We start from the raw sequence: 21,683 nt of genomic DNA on the forward strand, positions 1-21,683 counted from the left end.
GATGGGTAAGCCTACTGGATTTTTAGAACATGGTCGTGAACTTCCTAAAAAAGTTGACCCTAGTGTTCGCATACAAGACAACAAAGAATTCGTATTAGACGAAGACTTTGGTGAAAAAATTAACACGCAAGCTTCTCGTTGCATGGATTGTGGTGTGCCGTTTTGTCATAGCGGCTGCCCTATCGGCAATATCATTCCAGAATTTAACGATGCGGTTTATCGTGATAGCTGGGAAGAAGCTTGGCACATTTTGAGCAGCACCAATAACTTTCCGGAGTTCACTGGTCGAGTCTGCCCAGCGCCTTGTGAAACATCATGTGTTCTTGGTATCAATCAAGACCCGATTACGATTTGTAATATCGAAAAAAACATTGTTGAACGAGCTTACCAAGAAGGTTATGCCAAACCACGTAAACCTCGCTCACGCACAGGTAAAACTGTTGCTATCGTAGGTTCAGGTCCTGCGGGGCTTGCTGCTGCAGAGCAACTAAATGCAGCTGGCCATTCGGTGACTGTCTATGAGCGTGATGAGAAAGTCGGTGGTCTACTGCGCTTTGGTATTCCTGACTTCAAGCTCGGTATGGATGTCATTGACCGTAAAATTGATCTGATGCGTGAAGCTGGCGTGAAATTTGAAGTGAACGCGCATATCGGTGTTGATATCAATGCCCAACAATTGCGCCAAGACTTCGATGTTCTATTGCTCACTGGTGGTTCTACGGTTCCTCGTGATTTACCGATCCCGGGACGTGAATTCAAAGGCGTTCACTTTGCAATGGAATTCCTTGGTCAAAATAACCGTCGCGCCAACAACATGGATCTTAAAGCGGAAGAAATTCATGCTAAGGATGCTCATGTGGTTGTTATCGGTGGTGGTGATACAGGCTCTGACTGCGTGGGCACATCAAATCGTCATGGCGCGAAAAGCATTACTCAAGTTGAGATCATGCCAATACCGCCAGGTCAACGCCCAAGTAATCAACCATGGCCGCAATACCCAATGATCATGAAAACGACCTCTTCACATGAAGAAGGATGCGAGCGTCATTGGAATATTCTAACCAAAGAATTTATTGGTGATGAGCAAGGTAATGTCACCGGTTTACGTATTACTGATATCGTATGGCAAGATGCAAAACCGGGTGAACGTCCTAACTTTGATGAAGTGGCTGGCTCTGAGCGTGTCATACCTTGTACTAAAGCATTCCTGGCAATGGGCTTTTTATTCCCAGAGCCAACAGGTGTATTAGCGCAGTTGGACATCAAATTGGATGAACGTGGCAACGTTGCTAGCCAAGATTATCAAACAAACCAGAAAGGTGTATTTGCCGCAGGTGACATGCGCACAGGTCAATCTTTAGTGGTTCGTTGTATCAATGAAGGCCGTGAATGTTCACGCGCAATCGATAGTTACTTAATGGGTAGTTCAAACCTTGAAGCTCGTGCCGATTCATTAATGAAATCAGCATAAGGCAAGCGGAATATCCAAAGTAATTGAAGTTGCAGTGAGGTGGCAAAGTGAACGTAGCCAGCAAAACTGCAGCTTCAAGTAAGACGGGTATAAATCTTGATTATCTTAGCCCTACATAGTTTACTGTGTAGGGCTTTGTTCTTTTAGATTCTCAGACTTTAAAAAAATAAATCATTAAAGGAGGTTAATATCAATATTTATGAAAAATAATATGCTTAAATTCATCCCTTTCGCTATGGTTATATTATTAACCAGTTGCAGCAGTCAGAGCAAAGATATGGAATCAACAACTAAAAAACCACAAGCAGCAATGCTTTGCAGTTCAAAGCCTAACTGTGTTTCCACTCAAGAAACACGTAAAGATCACCAAGTGGCACCATTTACGTTAATGTCTTCCGATATTACGCTCGATCAAATTGAAGCAGTCGCATTAACCTTTGCACGAACCCAGACTCTAAAAAAGACAGATGATTACTTACACCTCACTTTTACAAGTTTGATTTTTCGTTTTACTGATGATGTTGAAATGGTAAAAGATGGTGTGAATTTGCATATTCGTTCTAAATCTCGTGTTGGCCATTCAGACTTTGGCGTCAATAGGGATCGCTTGGGAAAATTACGAGTTAAATTGCTCGAGAAAAACCTAATTCAACCTTAACTTTTATTTGCAGGCTTCACTCTACTGGTTTTACTATGCCGATTAAGTTTTTTAAAATCCTTATGATACAATCTCGCGATTATTGACCTAGATTGAAGCAGAGAAAATTATGAAAGTTGGCATTATTGGTGCGATGGAACAAGAAGTTGCGATATTAAAAGACGCATTAAGCAATAGTAAATCACAAATCAAAGGTAGTTGTACTTTCTATACCGGAACCATCAATAACATTGACGTTGTGTTGCTACAATCAGGAATTGGTAAGGTAGCAGCCAGTGTTGGGACGACTTTATTAATTGAATGCTTCCAACCTGATATCATCATCAATACAGGTTCAGCTGGTGGCTTTGATTCAAGCTTAAACCTTGGTGATGTGGTGATCTCTTCTGAAGTTCGTCACCATGATGCCGATGTGACAGCCTTTGGTTATGAAATCGGTCAAATGGCACAACAACCAGCTGCTTTTATTGCCGATGAAAAGCTCATCTTGCTAACGGAACAAGCCTTAGCGGCTATGAATGACAATACTCACGCGGTACGTGGCCTTATCTGCACGGGTGATGTATTTGTTTGCACTCCTGAAAAACAAGCTTTTATACGCCAACACTTTCCAACAACGGTTGCGGTTGAGATGGAAGCCGCTGCGATTGCCCAAACTTGTCATCAATTCTCTAAGCCTTTTGTTGTTGTACGTGCTATTTCAGATGTGGCAGACAAAGAGTCACCAATGAGTTTCGATGAGTTCTTACCATTAGCAGCCAAAAGCTCCTCGGCAATGGTCATTACGATGTTAAGCCTGCTTAAATAAATATCCCATCGGCTACTTTTGCTTTATTTTAAATTACTTCATCTTAAATAAAGATCAATAAAAGTAGCCGTTTACTGACGCGTTATGGATCCTGATATGTCAGCATTTCGAGCTTTGACCATCTTTTGTTTACTTACTTTATTTAGCCCATATAACTTTGCGCATAATGTCGCGCAACGCGTTATTACCCTTACACCCCATGCTACTGAACTCGCTTTTTCAGCAGGCCTCGGTGATAAAGTTATAGCCGTCAGTGAGATGAGTGATTACCCTCAACAAGCGTCAACATTAGAAAGAGTCGCTAACTATCAAGGTATCAAACTAGAACGTATATTAGCCCTAAAACCGGATCTTGTAATTGCCTGGTCAAAGAATTCCAGCCCAAGAGAAGTGGAACAACTGAAACGATTTGGCATCCCTGTATATTACTCGTCCATTAGCACGCTCGAAGATATTGCCGATAACTTAGACACCTTAAGTCAATGGGCTGAAGATCCTTCTATCGGGAAGAGTAATGCTAAAATATTTAGAGAGCAACTCAGTACTATTCGTCTGGTTAATCAAAAGAAAGAAAGTATCTTTTACTTTCATCAATTAAGTGAAGTTCCAATCATTACCGTATCCGATCCATACTGGCCAAGCGCTATTTTTGATATCTGTAATGGTAAAAATGTATTTGCAAACAGCCCTGCACCTTATCCCCAAGTAGGTAAAGAACAAGTCATTGCTGCAAAGCCTGACGTGATTTTCACCTCTAACCATATCAATGCCACCACAGAACTATGGCAAAAATGGCCTCAAATACCAGCAGTAAAACATAAGTTAATTTTTAATCTCAACCCTGATTGGCTAAACCGCCCAACAATGCGAAGCCTTCAAGCAATAAAACAAGTGTGCTCTGATTTTGATTTATCTCGTAAGTCGAATAAGCTTTTGCATTAAGATAAATTAACAGTAAAATCTGCTGCCTCATTCAACTTTATCGAACTCTAGAACACCACAATCATGGATATCAGTTTACTGTATTTTTTCGATTTATTTGGCACCGCCATTTTTGCTATATCAGGAGTATTACTCGCTGGTCGGCTTAAAATGGATCCCTTCGGTGTTATCGTCCTTGCTTCCGTTACTGCAATTGGTGGCGGTTCTATTCGAGATATGATGCTAGGCTCTACGCCTATTTTCTGGATTATCGACAATAATTATCTATGGGTGATTCTACTAACTTGCTTAGCGACTCTTACGTTAATTCGTCGTCCAACCAAACTGCCTTGGTATATTCTTCCTGTTTGTGATGCAATTGGGCTCGCGGTATTTGTTGGGATCGGTGTGGAGAAGTCTCTTCGATTACAAGATTCAATGATGATTGCTGTGATTATGGGCGTTCTAACCGGTTGCGGTGGCGGAATTATTCGCGACATTTTAGCTCGAGAGATCCCAATGGTATTACGCAGTGAAATCTATGCTGTAGCTTGTATTGCTGGGGGGATTGTTCATACCAGTGCTTTGTACTTTGGTGTTGCTAGTCCATCGGCCTTCTTGCTCGGTATCGTATCAACCTTAACCATTCGGCTTGCCGCTATTCGCTGGCATTTATCCTTACCTACTTTTCAGTTGAAAGGCTAAGTTTTACGATTAAAAAAGCCCGTCTCAAATTAATGTGACGGGCCTGAGTAATCTATAACAATAAGCAACTATAGCGACAAGTGACTAACGACAAGCAGCTAAGCACTCATGCTTTACTTTACTTGATCGTAATACGTGCAAACTTACGTTTACCAACTTGATAAATCGCCGTACCTATCTCAGGAATAAGCTTAGTATCTTCGATCTTCTCGCCATCTGATTTTGCAGCGCCTTGACGGATCATACGAAGTGCATCCGATGTAGAACTCACTAAATCGGCCTCTTTTAATAAGTTGGCAATTGCAATACCCGCTTCAAATTCAAATTCCGGCATTTCATCTGGCATTGCGCCTTTTTGAAAACGATTAATGAATTCTTGTTCGGCAGCGTCAGCATCTGCTTCGCTATGAAAGCGAGCAATGATTTCTTTTGCTAATAAAATCTTAATGTCACGAGGGTTTTTGCCAGCGTCAACATCAGCTTTAAATTGTGCAATCTCTTCTAATGGACGGAATGAAAGCAATTCATAGTAGCTCCACATTAGCACATCAGAAATCGACATAATTTTGCCAAACATTTCGGTTGGCGCTTCACTAACCCCAATATAATTATGAGCCGATTTAGACATTTTTTTCTCACCGTCTAAACCAACCAACAATGGCATCATTAATACGACTTGTGGCTTTTGACCATGAGATTTTTGTAGCTCACGCCCCATCAATAAATTGAATTTTTGATCCGACCCACCTAATTCGACATCGGTTTCCATCGCAACAGAATCGTAGCCTTGTAATAGCGGATACATAAATTCATGAATCGCGATCGGCTGATTTCCCGCATAACGCTTTTTAAAATCATCACGCTCCAGCATGCGAGCAACAGTTAAGTTGGATGCTAAACGGATCATCCCCTCAGCACCTAATTCGTTTAACCATTCAGAGTTAAATTGAATTTTAGTTTTAGCGGGGTCAAGAATCTTAAATACTTGTTGCTTATACGTTTCAGCATTGGCCAATACATCTTCACGAGTCAATGGAGGCCGAGTCGTGTTTTTTCCTGATGGATCCCCCACCATACCGGTGAAATCACCAATCAAAAACGTCACTTCATGACCAAGCTCTTGGAAAGCTCTTAACTTATTAAGAATAACGGTATGACCTAAATGGATATCTGGTGCTGTTGGATCCGCCCCCAATTTAATACGTAAAGGGCGATTTTCTTTTAATTTCTCAATCAACTCTGCTTCAGGAATTAATTCTTCCACACCGCGCTTAATTTCAGCCAATGCTGCTTCAATACTCGCCATTTAGGTTTACTCCGAAAATTAGGCATAAAAATTGTATCAAGACATAATACGCAATAGCGCCCTTTTTGGAAACCAGTTAGACTGGCTCATCCCATTTTTTCGCTATTTATATCACTCTTAATGACTATGAGCATAACATTGACTCGGCTTCCCAAGTTACACAAAGTATCGATTGCTTTTATCTCCGTCATAATAACGATCACTTTGTTTTCTCTCCCTGATTTTGACGATCTCACTCGTAATCAGCCAAAGCTAGAAGTTGGTAAAATTTACCCTTTGGAGATGACGAACGAATTCTTACAGTCAAAAGCGCCCAGTAAAAACTGGCTACAATGGCAACTCCATACCATCCAATCAGGAGAAAGTGCTTCTGTCTTATTTAGTCGTATCGGTTTACCCGCAAAATTATTGCATCAATTAATCACGAGTGATACTGATATAAAAACTCAATTATCACGACTTCGACCCGGTGATATCTTAAACTTTGGCTTCAACCAAAATGATCAACTAATCGAGTTAATTCGCCCTTTGTCTGCTTATCAATCTTTTCACATCTATAAACAAGGTGATGTATTCACTTCTAAAATAGAGAGTAAAAATATTGATATTCAATATAATTACACCCAGGCAATCATTACCTCAAACTTCTGGAATGCAGCATCAAATTCAGGTTTAACTCCAAATCAAATAATGTCATTAGCAGGTATTTTTGGTTGGGATATTGATTTTGCGTTAGATCTACGTGCTGGTGATCACTTTGAAGTGTTATATGAAGATCGTTTTATTGAAGGCCGAAATATTGGCCAAGGCAACATTATTAGCGCTGTGTTTACCAGTCAAGGATCCACGTTCAAAGCTATTTTGAACCCAAAAGATGGCAATTATTATGATGAGGATGGTAGAGCAATGAAAAAAGCTTTTCTGCGCTCACCTATTGATTTTCGTCGCGTGACATCCAATTTCAATCCAACTCGCCGCCATCCAGTGACAGGAAAAATCGTCGCGCATAGAGGCACAGATTATGCTGCGCCAGTTGGAACCCCCATTTGGGCTGCTGGTGATGGCGTGGTCGAAAAATCGGGTTATAACCAATTTAATGGTAATTACGTATTTATTCGCCATAGCAATACTTATATTACCAAGTACTTGCACATGAAAAAACGATCCGTTAATACAGGGCAACGAGTAAAACAAGGCGATACGGTAGGCACGCTTGGCGGAACGGGGCGAGTGACGGGGCCACACTTACATTATGAATTTTTAGTGAATGGTATCCATAAAAATCCAAGAACGGTTAACTTGCCTCAGTCAAAATCATTAACGGGCCAAGATAAAAGCAACTTTATTGCTCTGGCGCAGCAAAATTTAGCCCAACTAAAACGCTACAATCATCTGCTTATTGCAAAAGAATAACCCAAACAAAAAAGCCCTGAAAACTTCTTATTCTCGACGAAAAAGAAATTTTCAGGGCTTTCTTAAAATAGGTTACTGAAAGCCGGTTTATACGCTAAATGAAGCCCCACAACCACACGTTGTTGTGGCATTTGGATTGCTGACAAAAAAGCGAGAGCCTTCTAGTCCTTCCGTATAATCCACTACACCGCCAATCAAATATTGTAAACTCATAGGGTCAACCACTAACGTTACCCCTCGCTTTACGATGGTCATGTCACCATCATTAACTTTCTCATCGAAGGTAAAACCATATTGAAAACCACTGCAACCACCACCGGTAATATAAACGCGTAGTTTTAATTCTGGATTTTCTTCTTCCTCAATCAATATCTTCACACGCGACGCTGCGGTTTCAGAAAAAGATAAAGGTAATTGTTCATCGCTCATGACGACCTCTCTCATTAGCGTAAATATCAACAGATACAATTAATAACGTTGATACAAGATACGATCGCTGACACTACTTAGCCATACGTTCAGACTTAATTAGTCCGATTATCTAATACCTGACCTAATCGTTCAAGTATTCATCTTGTTTTCAGAACAATAAATCGTTTAAACCTTATTCACATCAACAGTATCTGATTTTGTTTTCTAAATAAGTGCAAAAAGTCTCAGCTTAGTTACAATACTTACAGTTAATTATCTCGACTAAAGTGCGGTAGCATACTAACCGCACCAGACTTGCGCCTTAAGTGAAATAAACTTATCGCAATAAGATATTATTTAAAGGATCCCCCCATGAGTAAATCATCAGAACTGTATCAAAAAGCACAACAAACGATTCCCGGTGGCGTGAACTCTCCAGTACGCGCATTTAATGGTGTTGGTGGAACTCCGCTTTTCATCGACCGCGCAGACGGCCCATTGATTTTTGATGCCGATGGCAAAGCTTATATTGATTATGTAGGTTCTTGGGGACCAATGATTTTGGGGCACAATAATACGGCAGTACGTAATGCGGTGATTAAAGCGGCTGAGCGTGGTTTAAGTTTTGGAGCACCGACAAAATCTGAAATAAAAATGGCCGAAAAAGTATCTGAAATGGTTCCGTCAATGGAACAACTTCGCATGGTGAACTCTGGTACTGAGGCGACGATGAGTGCGATTCGTTTAGCTCGTGGTTTTACTGGTCGTGATAAAATCTTAAAATTTGAAGGTTGTTATCACGGTCATGCTGACAGTTTATTAGTAAAAGCAGGATCAGGTGCATTAACATTAGGTCAACCAAGTTCACCAGGTGTACCTGCTGATTTTGCTAAATACACATTAACCGCGACTTTTAATGATCTTGGATCAGTTAAAGCATTATTTGAAGCTAATCCAGAAGAGATTGCTTGCATCATTGTTGAACCTGTCGCGGGTAACATGAATTGCATCCCTCCTGTTGAAGGCTTTTTAGAAGGTTTGCGTGATATTTGTGATTCTTCTGGCGCATTACTGATTTTTGATGAAGTAATGACGGGCTTTCGCGTCGCACAAGGTGGCGCTCAAGCTTACTATGACATCAAACCAGACTTAACCACTTTAGGTAAAGTCATTGGTGGTGGCATGCCAGTCGGTGCTTTTGGTGGTCGTCGTGACGTCATGCAATTTATTGCCCCTACTGGTCCTGTTTACCAAGCTGGCACCCTATCTGGAAACCCTATTGCTATGGCAGCAGGTCTAGCTTGCTTACAAGAGCTGGAAGGCGAAGAAAACGAGGCTCGTTTAGCAAAACGGACAAGACAGCTAACTAAAGGCTTAAAAAAAGCGGCAGCGGAGCATGGTATTCCTCTCGCAATTAATCGTGTTGGCGGCATGTTTGGTTTCTTCTTTACGGAGCAAAAAACCATTACTTGTTACGAAGATGTCACCAAATGCGATACTGAACGCTTTAAACGCTTCTTCCATTTGATGCTTAAACATGGTGTCAACTTTGCGCCATCAGCATTTGAAGCAAGCTTCATGTCATTGGCGCATTCACCACGTGAAATTGAAGCCACAATTGAAGCGGCAGATCGCTGTTTTTCAATCATGGCGAAAGAAAACGAAGCGCAATAATAAAGCAGTCATCATACATAAGTACTTTTCTCGCTTGTCTTCGTTTTATTTACGAGCAAGCGAGAAACTTGATTAAGTATCCATCTATAAAACCAAACTTATAAATGATTCTGATCATTTACGACTGCCAGTTTAAAACAACCAATACAGCCATAAAGACAATAACGACCATTAACCAGGGAATGTTCTTTTTTTTCTTATTGCTGCAACACTCTTTTTTATCACAACATCCCATATATTACCCTCCAAGTTCAAAGAATCTTTAATTGATAAGCGTTTGCTTTACCGCCATTATATACCAATATAAAATTACAGCACGCCATCAGGATGAAACATGACCAACAAGTTTAAATTGGACTCAACACACTGGGTATTGATCATTGCGCTACTATTTTCAGCCTATGCTTGTTATTTATTGATTTCACCTTATATGAACTCGATTGTTATGGCGTTTATTATTTCGCTTTTAATTTATCCTTTACATCAAAAAATAGAGCTACGCTGGCCAAGTTTCCCTAATAGTCTTGCCTTTATCTCATGCTTATTTCTCACCTTTGTTATTGTCATCCCATTGCTGGCTATATTTGCAGCCATCATTCAGCAAGGCGCTAACTTTTCACAGACAGTTTACGACTGGGCAAGTGTGGGCGGGATCCAAGAATTGCTAAGCCATCCCTATATTTCAAAGCTTTTACATATTGCTAACCAGTACCTTCCATTTGATAATCTTGATCCAAAACAAATAGCGCAAAAAGCCGCGCACTTCATATCTCAGTTTGGTACTGTTTTAGTGTCTGTAAGCGCTAAAATTTTAGGTGATGCAACTGGGTTTCTAGCCAACTTCTTTTTAATGCTTTTTGTTTTGTTTTTCTTACTGCGCGACCGTGAAAAGCTGGTTAATAGCATTCACCATATTTTGCCTTTATCACGCAGCCAAGAAGATCGCCTATTAAACGAAATAGAACAAGTTTCTAAATCGGCGGTATTAGGATCGTTCCTTACCGCTATCGCACAAGCTATTGTCGGTGGTTTTGCATTATGGCTGGTCGGCTTACCGGGCTTATTCTGGGGAACTATGATTGGCGCTGCCTCTTTTATTCCAGTTGTAGGGACCGCATTAATTTGGGTGCCCGCTGCCGCTTATTTATTCTTAACTGGCGATATCGGTTGGGGAATATTTTTAGTGGTTTGGGGCGTTGTCGTCATTGGTTCAATTGATAACATTATCCGCCCACTCCTTATGCAAGGAAGCTCAGGCATGGATACCTTACTTATCTTTTTCTCGTTATTAGGCGGGATCCAGCTATTTGGATTAATCGGCTTAATCTACGGACCACTGATTTTTGCCATTACCATGGTGCTATTTAAAATGTATGAAGAAGAATTTAAGCAGTTTCTTAACATGCAAGATAATAGCTAACCACATTAACAGCAATGAACTCTCAAGTGATTTAATTGGTATCTAGGCCAGATTATGCGAAAATCTGGCCACTGCCCATAGAGAGTGACCATTAATGTCAAGCTATACTCCTCCTAGCCAAATTGCTCAGCGTCAAATTGAGTACTTTTCAAATAAACGCGTATTAATTGCAGGCGAAGCCGAAGATTTATTTTGTCTTGAACTTGCTAAGCACTGCCAATCCGTCTGCGTTTTTACAACCCATTATGGTTACCATCAACAATTTAGTCAGCATGATAATATTACGTCTTACTTTGGCGCCGAACTGACTGACAATATTGATGCAGATATGCTCCTGCTGTATTGGCCAAAAGCTAAAGCCGAAGCTCAGTATCTACTTGCAATGTTGATGGCAAAACTTAAAACCGGCACTGAAATCTGTGTCGTGGGTGAGAATCGCTCTGGTGTTAAAAGCATTGAAAAAATGTTTAGCCAATATGGCACCGTGAAAAAATACGATTCTGCACGTCGCTGCTCTTTTTACTGGGGCCAATACCAAACAGAGGCGCCAGCCTTTAATTTAGATGAATGGTATAAAACTTACCCTCTCACTATCGGTGACGATACGCTTCAAATTAAAAGCCTGCCTGGCGTATTCAGCCATGGTGAATTTGATAAAGGTACAGAGCTCCTACTTGAAACCCTACCAAGACTCAAAGGTAAAGTACTGGATTTAGGCTGTGGCGCTGGCGTAATTGGTTGCGTTATTGCAACGCGCTACCCTAAAGCGAATGTTGATATGTGCGACATCAGCGCCCTCGCGATTGAATCAAGTAAAGCGACGTTAGAAATTAACGGCTTAACCGGACAAGTCTTTGCCTCTGATATTTACTCCAACATTGGCAAAGGATACGACTTCTTAATTAGTAACCCACCTTTCCATTCAGGTTTAGATACTCAATACAGTGCAGCGGAAACCTTATTATCCCAAGCGCCGCATCATTTATCGGCTCGAGGACAAATGCTGATCGTTGCCAATAACTTCTTAAAATATCCTCCCATTATTGAGAAAGCTTTTGGGCACTGCAATATTGCAGCTAAAAACACTAAATTCAGTATTTATCACACCAATAAAGCATCTCAATAGTCAGTTATTATTGAGAGCCCATTATATTCATGAGCCTAGCCTCTAGGCTCATATTTTCACCCAGCACTTCATAATAATTGCCCTCGGTCACCTTTTTTTTCCTTGAAAATAAAGCTTCCTTTCTTCTCGTCAAATATCATAGTAAAAAGGTTTTGCTTATTAACTTCATAAAACTATTCAACCCCTGGCTTTTTCTGCTTCTAAGCCATCACTCAGAGAAATTGTAAGTAGCCACCTATGCTCAAATTAAGAAAGGTACATAAATTTCAAAGACTTCAACATACATTAATGATCGCATTTTTAGTATTAAGTCTGACACCTTTCACTGTTATTGCTTTATTTTTTCTCCAATCACACACTCAAGATCTACAAGAACAAAGTACCTCATATTTACTGTCAATTCGTGACACGAAAAAACAACAAGTTAACGATTATATAAAATCTAAAGAATCGGAAGTCATGGGTGTGGTTCGCTCAGAATTTGAAGTGGCATAGTTAATTTGGCCACCTAGTTAGAGGTGATATCATCACCTCATAATTTAATAGGTGACACTATGACTAAAAGAATACGTCCTAATTTTACACCCGAATTTCGATTGGAATCAGCACAACTCGTTTTAGACCAAGGCTACTCCGTAAAAGAAGCAGCTGAAGCGATGAATGTCGGTAAATCAACAATGGATAAGTGGGTTCGGCAGCTTAAAGATGAGCGTGGTGGGATTACACCAAAAGCAACACCAATGACGCCTGATCAGCTTAAAATTCGTGAGTTAGAAAAGAAGATTAAACGGATTGAAATGGAGAAAGAAATACTAAAAAAAGCAACCGCTCTTTTGGTATCGGACTCATTCAAAACTTCATTTTAGTTGATGAATTAAAAGCTTATTATCCTGTATCTATCATTTGCAATGTCTTTAATATTCATCGCAGTAGCTATAAATATTGGACTAAACGGCTTAAAACGCAGTCAAAAGAGCAAATACTATTATCTAGTGAAGTGAAGACTGCACATCGTGCAAGTGGTAACTCAGCAGGAGCCAGAACGATTGCAGGTATCGTTACAACTAAAGGCGTACCGTTAAGTCGATATAAAGCCACTAACATCATGAAAAATTTAGGGTTAGTTAGCTGCCAGATTAAGAAGCATCGTTATAAAAAAGCAGAAAATGAACATCTAAATATCCCTAATACATTAGATCGCCAGTTTGCAGTTACTGAGCCTAATCAGGTTTGGTGTGGCGATGTGACGTATATTTGGTCAGGACAACGTTGGTTGTACCTTGCTGTTGTGATTGATTTATTTGCCCGTAAAGTGATTGGCTGGGCAACGTCAGGCTCACCCAATACAGATCTAACAGGTAAAGCCCTTTCGATGGCTTATGAAGTTCGAGGAGCCCCTAAAGGTGTCATGTTTCATTCCGATCAAGGCTGTCATTATACAAGTAAACAATTTCGTCGGTTACTTTGGCGGTATCAAATTACACAAAGTATGAGTCGCCGTGGAAATTGTTGGGATAATGCCCCAATGGAACGATTTTTTAGAAGTTTTAAAACAGAATGGATGCCAACGGCGGGTTATCGTTCATCGAATGAAGCTAAAGTGGCGATCACTAAATACATTATCCGATATTACAACCAAGTCAGGCCTCATCAATATAACGGTGGCTTGACGCCTAATGAATCAGAACGCCGATTTAATAATGAATACAAATCAGTGGCCAATTTTACTTGACCACTTCACCGAAGGCCGTATTCACTTAGAGTCAAACACACTGGCAGTATTATCAGGCTCAGTATCGCAAGAGCGTGGCGAACGTGCGATGGATTCTGTTGATGAGCACCTGTATTCACCATACGGCTTGCACTTGAACTCTCCTTCTTTCTCGACGCCAAATGATGACATTGGTTTTGTGACTCGTGTTTATCAAGGCGTAAAAGAGAATGGTGCGATCTTCTCTCATCCAAACCCTTGGGCATGGGTGGCAGAAGCAAAACTCGGTCGTGGTGATAAAGCGATGAAGTTTTATGACGCACTTAACCCATACAACCAAAATGACATGATCGAGCAACGTATTGCCGAACCCTATTCTTATGTGCAATTCATCATGGGACGCGATCATCAAGACCATGGCCGAGCCAACCACCCTTGGTTAACCGGTGCATCTGGTTGGGCCTACTTTGCTGTCACTAACTTCATTCTTGGTGTCAGCTTAGGGTTTGAAGGCTTAAATATTAATCCATGTATTCCAACCGATTGGCCTGGATTTGAAGTTACCCGTCAATGGCGTGGCGCGACTTTCAACATTACAGTGAAAAACCCAGATGGTGTCAGCAAAGGCGTGAAATCTATCACTTTAAATGGTGAATCAATTGAAGGTGCAATCCCCGCTCAAGCCGATGGCAGCGTGCATGACGTTGTAGTGGTAATGGGATAGTTAATTTCAAAATAAAAACTGTCATCCCAAAAGCGAATATCGAACGGTTTGGGATGACGGTAACAAGTTGATAGCAGAATTTTTAAGGATATTATTATGATCAAATTCGGAACTGGTGGTTGGCGATCATTTATTGGGGAAGAGTTTACCCAAACCAATGTTCGCCTTGTTGCTCAAGCAATTGCCAATATCATAATCAATGAAAATGCAGTCGATAAAGGCTTTGTGATTGGTTACGACCGCCGCTTTCTCTCAGACAAAGCCGCCAAATGGTTTGCCGAAGTATTAGCCGCTAATGGCATTACGGTTAGCTTCATTAATCGCTTTGTCCCAACTCCAATTGTGATGTTTCAGTGCAATAAAATGGGCTGTATTTATTCCGCTTGCATCACAGCATCTCACAACCCAGCCGACTATAACGGCATTAAAGTGTTTATCGAAGGTGGGCGCGACGCCGATGAAATCATCACCGAAAAAATCGAAACACAAATTGCAGGTTTAACCGAAAGCGACGTCAAGTTAGTTGAATTCGAAGAAGCGTTGCAATCGGGCAAAGTTAACATCATTAATCCAATGAACGATTCTGTGATTAACTTTATCGATATTGAAGCAATCAAAAAAGCCAACTTACGCGTACTGATTGATCCAATTTTTGGCGTAGCAAAAAATGCGTTGCAAACCGTCTTGATCACTGGGCGTTGCGATGTGGATGTGATCAATGATGGAGAAAACCCCTCTTTTGGTGGACTCATGCCATCCCCAAATGCGGCTACATTATATCGATTGAAACACTTAGTCGCAGCAGAAGGTTATGATATTGGGATTGGTACCGATGGCGATGCTGACCGCCTAGGCATTATTGATGAGAAAGGTAACTTCATTCACCCAAATGAAGTTCTCATGTTGCTGTATTACTACTTACTGGAATACAAAGGATGGAAAGGTTCTGTGGTGCGTAACATTGCCACTACTCATCTACTCGATAAAATTGCCGCCGATCACGGTGAAAAAAGCTTTGAGGTTCCAATAGGCTTTAAGCACATAAGTAGCCAAATGGAAGCCGACGATGCATTACTAGGCGGAGAAAGCTCAGGTGGCTTAACCATTCGTGGACACATCAAAGGTAAAGATGGCGTATTTGCCTCAAGCTTATTAGTCGAATTGATCAGTGTAACCGGTAAGAAGTTATCCGAAATGCTAGATGAGATCTATGCGCGCTATGGGTATGCCTATACAGCAGAAGGTGACTGCACCTTTAAAGCCTCTCAAAAAGAAGTTTTACATACTAAGATTTATATCGAAAAACAGCTCCCTGAATTTGAGTATGACATCGACAAAGTTAGCTACGATGATGGTGCCAAAGTGTATTTCAAAAATGGTGGCTGGGTGATCGCTCGCTTCTCGGGTACCGAACCACTGCTGCGTATTTTTTCAGAAATGGAAGATAAACCAACGGCAGAAAAAATTGTTGCTCAGATGACGGCATTTTTAGCGTTATAGCTTATCTACACAACTCGTTTCTAAAAGAGATCATAGTGAAAACTACGGTCTTTTTTTTATATTTGAAAGCTGGTTTTTTTTAGCATTAGAAAATCTAATCCATAATCTTGATTTTCTCTTGCAAACATCATCACATTCTTATTGCTGAATCCTATACTTACTCCTAATATTCACGCCTTCAGAACCCCCATTTAACATATTGTTTTTTATTAGCAATCTAGACCTTTTATGCAGGAGAAAGTGCATGTCTGCGCCGCTGAGTTTTATCAAACTTACTTTTTTGATCGCCATTTTGGCTGCTGTCGGGCAAATGACACAAACCATGTATGTGCCATCAATGGGCTATATGGCGCATGAATTTCAAGTCTCTGCAGCATCAATGCAAGCAGTAATGGCGTGTTACTTAATCCCTTACGGTTTATCCCAATTCATTTATGGTCCACTCTCCGATCGTTTAGGTCGTCGTCCAATTATTCTAGCGGGTTTAGCCATCTATATTCTTGGCGCTATCATTGCTCTTTTTTCCCATAATTTTAGCTTATTCCTAGTCGGAAGCTTTGTTCAAGGTATGGGTATCGGTTGTGGCGGTGCAATGGCAAGAACACTAAGTCGAGACTGTTTCTCTGGTGCTGAGCTTCATAAGGTTAATAGCTTAATCAGCATGTGTTTGATGTTTTCACCATTAATGGCTCCGCTATTAGGAGGATACTTAACCGAAGCGTTTAATTGGCGCTCTAGCTATTTATTCTTGGCACTCTTTAGTATCGGAGTCACCATTGTGATGTTTACTCATATGACTGAAACCCTACCAAAAGAATCGCGCCGCTTTGATTCCGTCGCCACCAGCTATCGTTACGTTTTATCCAGTAGGCAATTCCAAGGTTACTTACTGTGTTTGGTCGCCACTTTTGCAGGCGTAGCGGTATTTGAAGCCGCTGCGGGTGTATTACTTGGTGGTAAACTTAAACTGGCAGCCACTACCGTTAGCTTATTATTTATAGTGCCAATTCCCGGATATCTATTGGGCGCAGCAATGTCGAGCTGGATTGCCTCTCGTCACTCAGAAAAACGAGCTTTAAATTTTGGTTTAGTGGCGATTGCCATTGGTTCATTGGTTGTTTTTATTCCGGGTGTATTTGGTTATACCAATGCGTTGAGTTTGGTCGGTGGAGCTACCATTTACTTCTTAGGCGCTGGCGTATTGTTCCCTGCTGCCACCACCGGTGCAATTTCCCCTTTCCCACACCATGCAGGAACGGCAGGTGCTTTATTGGGAGGAATACAAAACTTTGGTGCAGGGCTTGCCACCTTGATTGCGGCAATGATCCCCGCGCACAACCAAATGCCATTGGGCGCATTAATGCTTGCGATGTCTTTACTGGCAGTAATGGGCTTACACCGAGTCAACAAAACCCCGATCTCACCCAATACTTTGGGATCGGCTATTTAATACCAATCGTACTAATTTCCTGATCATTTAAAAAATAAAGCGGCACTAGAACCTAATCTAATGCCGCTTTACTGTTTCCTGAATTTAGGTTTGTAATGAAAGTTTAAACCTATTTTAATGCAGTCGCTGAAAACTCAATACCATTCCAACCATGAATAATAAAATTGCGAATGTTTTGATGATCATCGTTATCTGGGTGCTCTAATACATCATGACGATAAAACTTCCCAAAACAAGCCAGAGTTTGCGCTTCAGTTAAATTATGCATTTGAGCAAAAGCAAAAATCTTACACGATCCATTATTCTGCCCAGCTTCATTATCAACATCACCATTTTTGAATGCGGTCGGCGTAAAGGTAAAATTACTATCAATAACACCTATCGCTTGCTTAAACTCTACCGATAATGGTTCTGTCGTGACTTGATGTAAAAACTCAGTTAATTCCATCGACTATTTTCCTTTATAAAGTATCAATGTAGATATTATCAGCTTAACACTAGATAAAATTCAGTTCGAGGTCTGACGATGATTCATTATTTCAAAGCCATATTACTGCTCAAAAATGACTGCAGAACTCGTATCAATACTCACCGATACGCTTTGCCCAGCCATCAATAATTGATTCGATTGCGCTAATAGCTTAACCCCTTGAACATTAATTACGTAACGACAATGATCGCCCATAAATTGTTGCTCAATTACTTTGATCTCGCTATCAGCATCAGCGTGGATCATTACTTGTTGTGGGCGTAATAAAATCTCACATGCGCTCCCTTCACCCACATTAGAATCCATCACTTCAAGTATTCCCAATACGGTATCAAAATTATTTTCAGATCTTTTAACCGCAGGTAAATAGGTTCCGCCACCTAAAAAATTAGCAACAAATGGACTCGATGGTTGATAATAAAGCTCTGCAGCACTACCAAATTGTTCAATAACGCCTAAGTTCATCACCGCCATTTTATCTGAGAAAGCAAACGCTTCTTCACGGCTATGTGTGACAAAAATTGCAGTCACTCCCTGGGCTTTGAAAATAGAACGAATATCTCGTATCAGATCATGACGTACTTGGGTATCAATATTAGAAAAAGGCTCATCCAATAATAATAAATCCGGCTGATAAGCCAGTGAACGAGCGATAGCAACACGTTGTTGCTGGCCACCCGATAATTGATGAGGATAGCGGTCATTGAGCCCAGATAAATGCACCAGTTCTAGCATGTTTTCTACGATTTTGGCTCGCTCAGGTTTATTCAAATCCGTTAACCCAAAGGCTACATTTTCACTGACGGTTAAATGTGGAAATAAAGCATAATCTTGAAAGATAAGACCAATATTGCGAGATTCAGGCGGTAGCCAAGTAATACCATTATCGATCACAGTATTAGCAAGGGTTATTACTCCTTTCGATAAAGGAAGCAAACCAGCAATGGCTTTTAATAACGTAGTTTTACCGCATCCACTCGCCCCCAATAAACAGACAATTTCACCTTTCTGAACCGTTAAATCTAGATTTTGTAACACCGCTTGATTCAATGATTGCCCATTATAGCTGCACGTCAGGTTGCGTATTGTTAATGCCGGTTGTTCAGCTCGATTTTGAGTGTTTTCAAACATCATTAATGCGCCTTTTCTAATGAGCGGTTAACTAAAATAAGCGGGATCAAACCAACCAAAATCAATAAAATAGCCGGTAATGCCGCCATTTCTAGTTGCTCATCAGAAGCAAAGTTATAAACGTAAGTCGCCAAAGTCTCAAAATTGAAGGGGCGTAGTAGTAAAGAGGCATTTAACTCTTTCATTGATTCTATGAACACGAGTAAGCCTGCAATTAACACACCACGAGAGACTAAAGGTAAATGAATTCTACGTAACATCTGATTGCTATTACAACCCATCGTTCTAGCGGCCATATCAAGGCTTGGTGCAACCTTACTTAGTCCACTTTCAATGCTGCCAATCGCCACAGCGGAAAAACGGACCGTCAACGCAAAGACCAACGCAAACATAGTGCCAGAAAAGATCAGGCCAGGTCTCCCCCAATCCATATATTTAGCGATATCGTTCACACTATGATCAAGCGTTAATACTGCCACCATGATCCCAATCGCCAATACTGTCCCCGGCACCGCATAACCAAGTGAAGACAATCGCATGGGTAATATACTTCCCTTCTCGTGAGATAAACGTCGATAGAAATTCACGATTAATGCCACACACACGGCGGTTACCGCAACACAAAAAGAAACATATAAACTATTTATCGCATACACGGCGAATTCATTGGTCCAGCTACGAGTAAAGTAGCGCTTGGCATAATCACTTAGTTGAAGAATGGGAAATAAGAAGCCTGCGCACACTAAGCCCCAGCACCAGAAACTGGCAGCCCATTTCTTCCAACCCACTAGCGCATAGCGATTATCTTCATGGCTAGAAAATTGAGTTTGAAACCGCTTTTGTTTACGGCGGCTATAACGCTCAAGACTTAATAAAAATACGACGACAAGCAACATAATAGACGATATTTTGGCCGCAGCAATTAAGTTAGAATAGCCCAGCCAAGTATCATACACAGCCGTGGTTAAAGTTCTCACTGCAAAATAATTCATAGTGCCAAAATCCCCTAATGCTTCCATTGCCACCAATGAGAGACCAACCGCAATCGCAGGGCGAGCAAGAGGTAAGGAAACTCGACGAAAGCTTTGCCAAGGACTGCATTTTAATAAACGAGCAGAATGAAGAAGTGATGAGCTTTGCTCCATAAAGGCAGCACGAGCCAATAAATAAACATAGGGGTAAAGTACTAAAGCGAGAACAATAATCGCGCCCTGAAGCGTTCGTAAATCAGGAAACCAATAAGCTCGAACCTGCCAGCCTGTGAGCTCCCTTAATAAAATTTGAATGGGTCCTGCTACATCAAACCAATCGGTATAAATATAACCCACAATGTATCCTGGCATCGCTAATGGCAAGACTAATGCCCATTGCAAAACCTTTTCACCGGGCATCCGACACATCGCCATGCACCAAGCCGCGGGAACGCCAAACACGGCACTCAGCAACATAGTGCCAGCCACTAAAACAACGGTGTTGTAAGTATACGTTGGTAAGACCGTGGCAAATAAATGAGAAAATAAATCATCCGTTTTGCCAACGGAGGTATTAAAAAGTGCCGTGTAGAAGATCGCTAAGATCGGTAAAACCAGCAATAGAGATAGCCCCAAACTGCTGGTTTTCCATAATGAAAATTTTTCTTTCATTCCCAACTACTTAATGGTTGAAAGCGAATGATAAAAGAATCCTTACTTTTATCATTCAACATTAGATTGATTACAGGTCAAACTTCACTTCATCGAGCAGTTTAATCGCCGCTTCATGATGAGCTGCGATCTCATCTAAAGATAGAGTATCCGCTTTAAATTCACCCCATGAAGCCACTAATTCTGAAGGTTTCACCCCCACTTTTACTGGCGATTCAAAATTATCTTGTGCGTACATGCTTTGTGCTACATCACCAGATAAAAACTCCATTAATTTTAGAGCGCTATCTTTATTTGGTGCGTATTTCGCCATCGCCATACCACTTATATTGACATGAGTGCCTTTTGCTTCTTGCCCAGGGAAATTGATGTAGACGGCATCTGCCCATGCTTTTTGATCTTTATCGTTCAGCATTTTGCCTAAGTAATAGCTGTTACCAAGGGAAACATCACAAAGGCCTTCTTTGATCGCCTGCACTTGACCACGATCACTGCCCTGAGGCTTACGTGCTAAGTTTGCTTTAACGCCTTCCAGCCACGTTTTGGTTTCAGCTTCGCCATAATGAGCAATCATGGCTGACACTAAGGAAACATTGTAAGGGTGCTTACCTGAGCGAGTACAAATCTTGCCTTTAAATTCAGGTTTAGCCAGATCTAAATAGTCAAATGAAGCGGGTAATTTACCGATACGATCTTTAGATGAATAAACTGCTCGAGCTCGAGTCGTTACACCAAACCATTCCCCTTCTTTATCACGATATTGCGCGGGAATATTGGCATCAATCACTTTACTGTTAACCGGTTGGACGACATCCATTTTAGTTAACTCAGCAAGACGACTAATATCAACCGTTAAAACAACATCTGCTGGGCTATATTCACCCTCTTGTTTGAGTTTCTCGGCTAACCCTTCTTTAGCAAATTTCACATTCACTTTAATACCTGTTTCTTCTGTGAACTCCTTCAGCATAGGCTCAACTAAAAATGGCTGACGGTAAGAATATACATTCACTTCTTCGGCTGCCATTAGGTTTGGTGAAAATGCACTCACAGCAATAGCAGAAGCAAGAAACAGCTTTTTCATATTCAATCCTTTAATAAAATAAACATAAGTGATAATA

The 21,683-nt window shown here is 40.9% G+C and carries 18 protein-coding genes and 2 pseudogenes; 14 read left to right on the forward strand and 6 right to left on the reverse strand.

Annotated features, from left to right (window positions below; translation table 11 throughout):
• The first annotated feature begins 1 nt into the window (after window position 1).
• From FH976_RS08355 to FH976_RS08375, 5 genes are all read left to right on the forward strand, one after another.
• Window positions 2-1,471, forward strand: coding sequence for a glutamate synthase subunit beta (locus tag FH976_RS08355; protein WP_194090415.1), 1,470 nt, complete (start codon window positions 2-4; stop codon window positions 1,469-1,471).
• A 211-nt stretch (window positions 1,472-1,682) separates the two neighbouring features.
• Entirely contained in the window at window positions 1,683-2,129 is a 447-nt protein-coding gene (locus tag FH976_RS08360; RefSeq protein WP_194090436.1) for a DUF1499 domain-containing protein, read from the forward strand.
• Window positions 2,130-2,238: 109 nt separating this feature from the next.
• The gene (gene mtnN / locus FH976_RS08365; RefSeq protein ID WP_194090416.1) at window positions 2,239-2,937 is read left to right on the forward strand and encodes a 5'-methylthioadenosine/S-adenosylhomocysteine nucleosidase; all 699 of its coding nucleotides are present in this window, start codon (window positions 2,239-2,241) and stop codon (window positions 2,935-2,937) included.
• Window positions 2,938-3,033: 96 nt separating this feature from the next.
• Window positions 3,034-3,879, forward strand: coding sequence for a helical backbone metal receptor (locus tag FH976_RS08370; RefSeq protein ID WP_194090417.1), 846 nt, complete (start codon window positions 3,034-3,036; stop codon window positions 3,877-3,879).
• 63 nt (window positions 3,880-3,942) lie between these two features.
• Window positions 3,943-4,563, forward strand: a complete 621-nt coding sequence (locus tag FH976_RS08375; RefSeq protein ID WP_194090418.1) for a TRIC cation channel family protein — start codon at window positions 3,943-3,945, stop codon at window positions 4,561-4,563.
• 118 nt (window positions 4,564-4,681) lie between these two features.
• Here FH976_RS08375 and tyrS read toward each other — a convergent pair whose 3' ends face one another.
• Window positions 4,682-5,869: a tyrosine--tRNA ligase gene (tyrS, locus tag FH976_RS08380; RefSeq protein ID WP_194090419.1), complete on the reverse strand. Its 1,188-nt coding sequence runs from the start codon at window positions 5,867-5,869 to the stop codon at window positions 4,682-4,684.
• A gap of 126 nt (window positions 5,870-5,995) precedes the next feature.
• Here tyrS and FH976_RS08385 point away from each other — a divergent pair, with 126 nt between their 5' ends.
• Window positions 5,996-7,282 (forward strand): peptidoglycan DD-metalloendopeptidase family protein, encoded by a 1,287-nt coding sequence (locus FH976_RS08385; protein ID WP_194090420.1) that lies wholly within the window; start codon window positions 5,996-5,998, stop codon window positions 7,280-7,282.
• An 87-nt stretch (window positions 7,283-7,369) separates the two neighbouring features.
• Here FH976_RS08385 and erpA read toward each other — a convergent pair whose 3' ends face one another.
• Window positions 7,370-7,711, reverse strand: a complete 342-nt coding sequence (gene erpA / locus FH976_RS08390) for an iron-sulfur cluster insertion protein ErpA (protein WP_194090421.1) — start codon at window positions 7,709-7,711, stop codon at window positions 7,370-7,372.
• Window positions 7,712-8,065: 354 nt separating this feature from the next.
• Between erpA and hemL the strand changes: the two genes are divergently transcribed.
• From hemL to emrD, 8 genes and pseudogenes are all read left to right on the forward strand, one after another.
• Complete coding sequence (gene hemL / locus FH976_RS08395) at window positions 8,066-9,367, forward strand: glutamate-1-semialdehyde 2,1-aminomutase (RefSeq protein ID WP_194090422.1); 1,302 nt, start codon at window positions 8,066-8,068, stop codon at window positions 9,365-9,367.
• A gap of 334 nt (window positions 9,368-9,701) precedes the next feature.
• On the forward strand, window positions 9,702-10,787 hold the full coding sequence (locus tag FH976_RS08400) for an AI-2E family transporter (RefSeq protein WP_194090423.1): 1,086 nt from the start codon (window positions 9,702-9,704) through the stop codon (window positions 10,785-10,787).
• 94 nt (window positions 10,788-10,881) lie between these two features.
• Window positions 10,882-11,913: a 16S rRNA (guanine(1207)-N(2))-methyltransferase RsmC gene (gene rsmC / locus FH976_RS08405; RefSeq protein WP_194090424.1), complete on the forward strand. Its 1,032-nt coding sequence runs from the start codon at window positions 10,882-10,884 to the stop codon at window positions 11,911-11,913.
• Between the two features lie 237 nt (window positions 11,914-12,150).
• Window positions 12,151-12,393 (forward strand): annotated as a pseudogene (locus tag FH976_RS08410) (hypothetical protein); the annotation flags it as partial.
• Between the two features lie 74 nt (window positions 12,394-12,467).
• Window positions 12,468-13,645, forward strand: a protein-coding gene (locus FH976_RS08415; RefSeq protein ID WP_194090425.1) for an IS3 family transposase whose coding sequence is annotated in 2 segments (ribosomal slippage) — window positions 12,468-12,738 and window positions 12,738-13,645 — 1,179 coding nt in all. Because the reading frame shifts where the segments join, the coding sequence is not laid out codon by codon here.
• Window positions 13,646-13,655: 10 nt separating this feature from the next.
• Window positions 13,656-14,348: pseudogene (locus FH976_RS08420) on the forward strand (GH36-type glycosyl hydrolase domain-containing protein); the annotation flags it as partial.
• A 96-nt stretch (window positions 14,349-14,444) separates the two neighbouring features.
• A complete protein-coding gene (locus tag FH976_RS08425; protein WP_194090426.1) occupies window positions 14,445-15,848 on the forward strand; it encodes a phosphoglucomutase/phosphomannomutase family protein in 1,404 nt (467 codons plus the stop codon).
• 244 nt (window positions 15,849-16,092) lie between these two features.
• Window positions 16,093-17,298, forward strand: a complete 1,206-nt coding sequence (gene emrD / locus FH976_RS08430) for a multidrug efflux MFS transporter EmrD (RefSeq protein ID WP_194090427.1) — start codon at window positions 16,093-16,095, stop codon at window positions 17,296-17,298.
• A 109-nt stretch (window positions 17,299-17,407) separates the two neighbouring features.
• Here the strand turns inward: emrD and FH976_RS08435 are convergent, their stop codons facing one another.
• From FH976_RS08435 to FH976_RS08450, 4 genes are all read right to left on the reverse strand, one after another.
• Entirely contained in the window at window positions 17,408-17,746 is a 339-nt protein-coding gene (locus FH976_RS08435; protein WP_194090428.1) for a HopJ type III effector protein, read from the reverse strand.
• Between the two features lie 102 nt (window positions 17,747-17,848).
• A complete protein-coding gene (locus FH976_RS08440; RefSeq protein ID WP_194090437.1) occupies window positions 17,849-18,919 on the reverse strand; it encodes an ABC transporter ATP-binding protein in 1,071 nt (356 codons plus the stop codon).
• A 2-nt stretch (window positions 18,920-18,921) separates the two neighbouring features.
• Window positions 18,922-20,562: an ABC transporter permease gene (locus FH976_RS08445; protein ID WP_194090429.1), complete on the reverse strand. Its 1,641-nt coding sequence runs from the start codon at window positions 20,560-20,562 to the stop codon at window positions 18,922-18,924.
• Between the two features lie 70 nt (window positions 20,563-20,632).
• Window positions 20,633-21,646: a Fe(3+) ABC transporter substrate-binding protein gene (locus FH976_RS08450; RefSeq protein ID WP_194090430.1), complete on the reverse strand. Its 1,014-nt coding sequence runs from the start codon at window positions 21,644-21,646 to the stop codon at window positions 20,633-20,635.
• Window positions 21,647-21,683: the final 37 nt, after the last annotated feature.

This window comes from Vibrio hibernica (assembly GCF_015223435.1).
GTDB lineage: Bacteria > Pseudomonadota > Gammaproteobacteria > Enterobacterales > Vibrionaceae > Vibrio > Vibrio hibernica.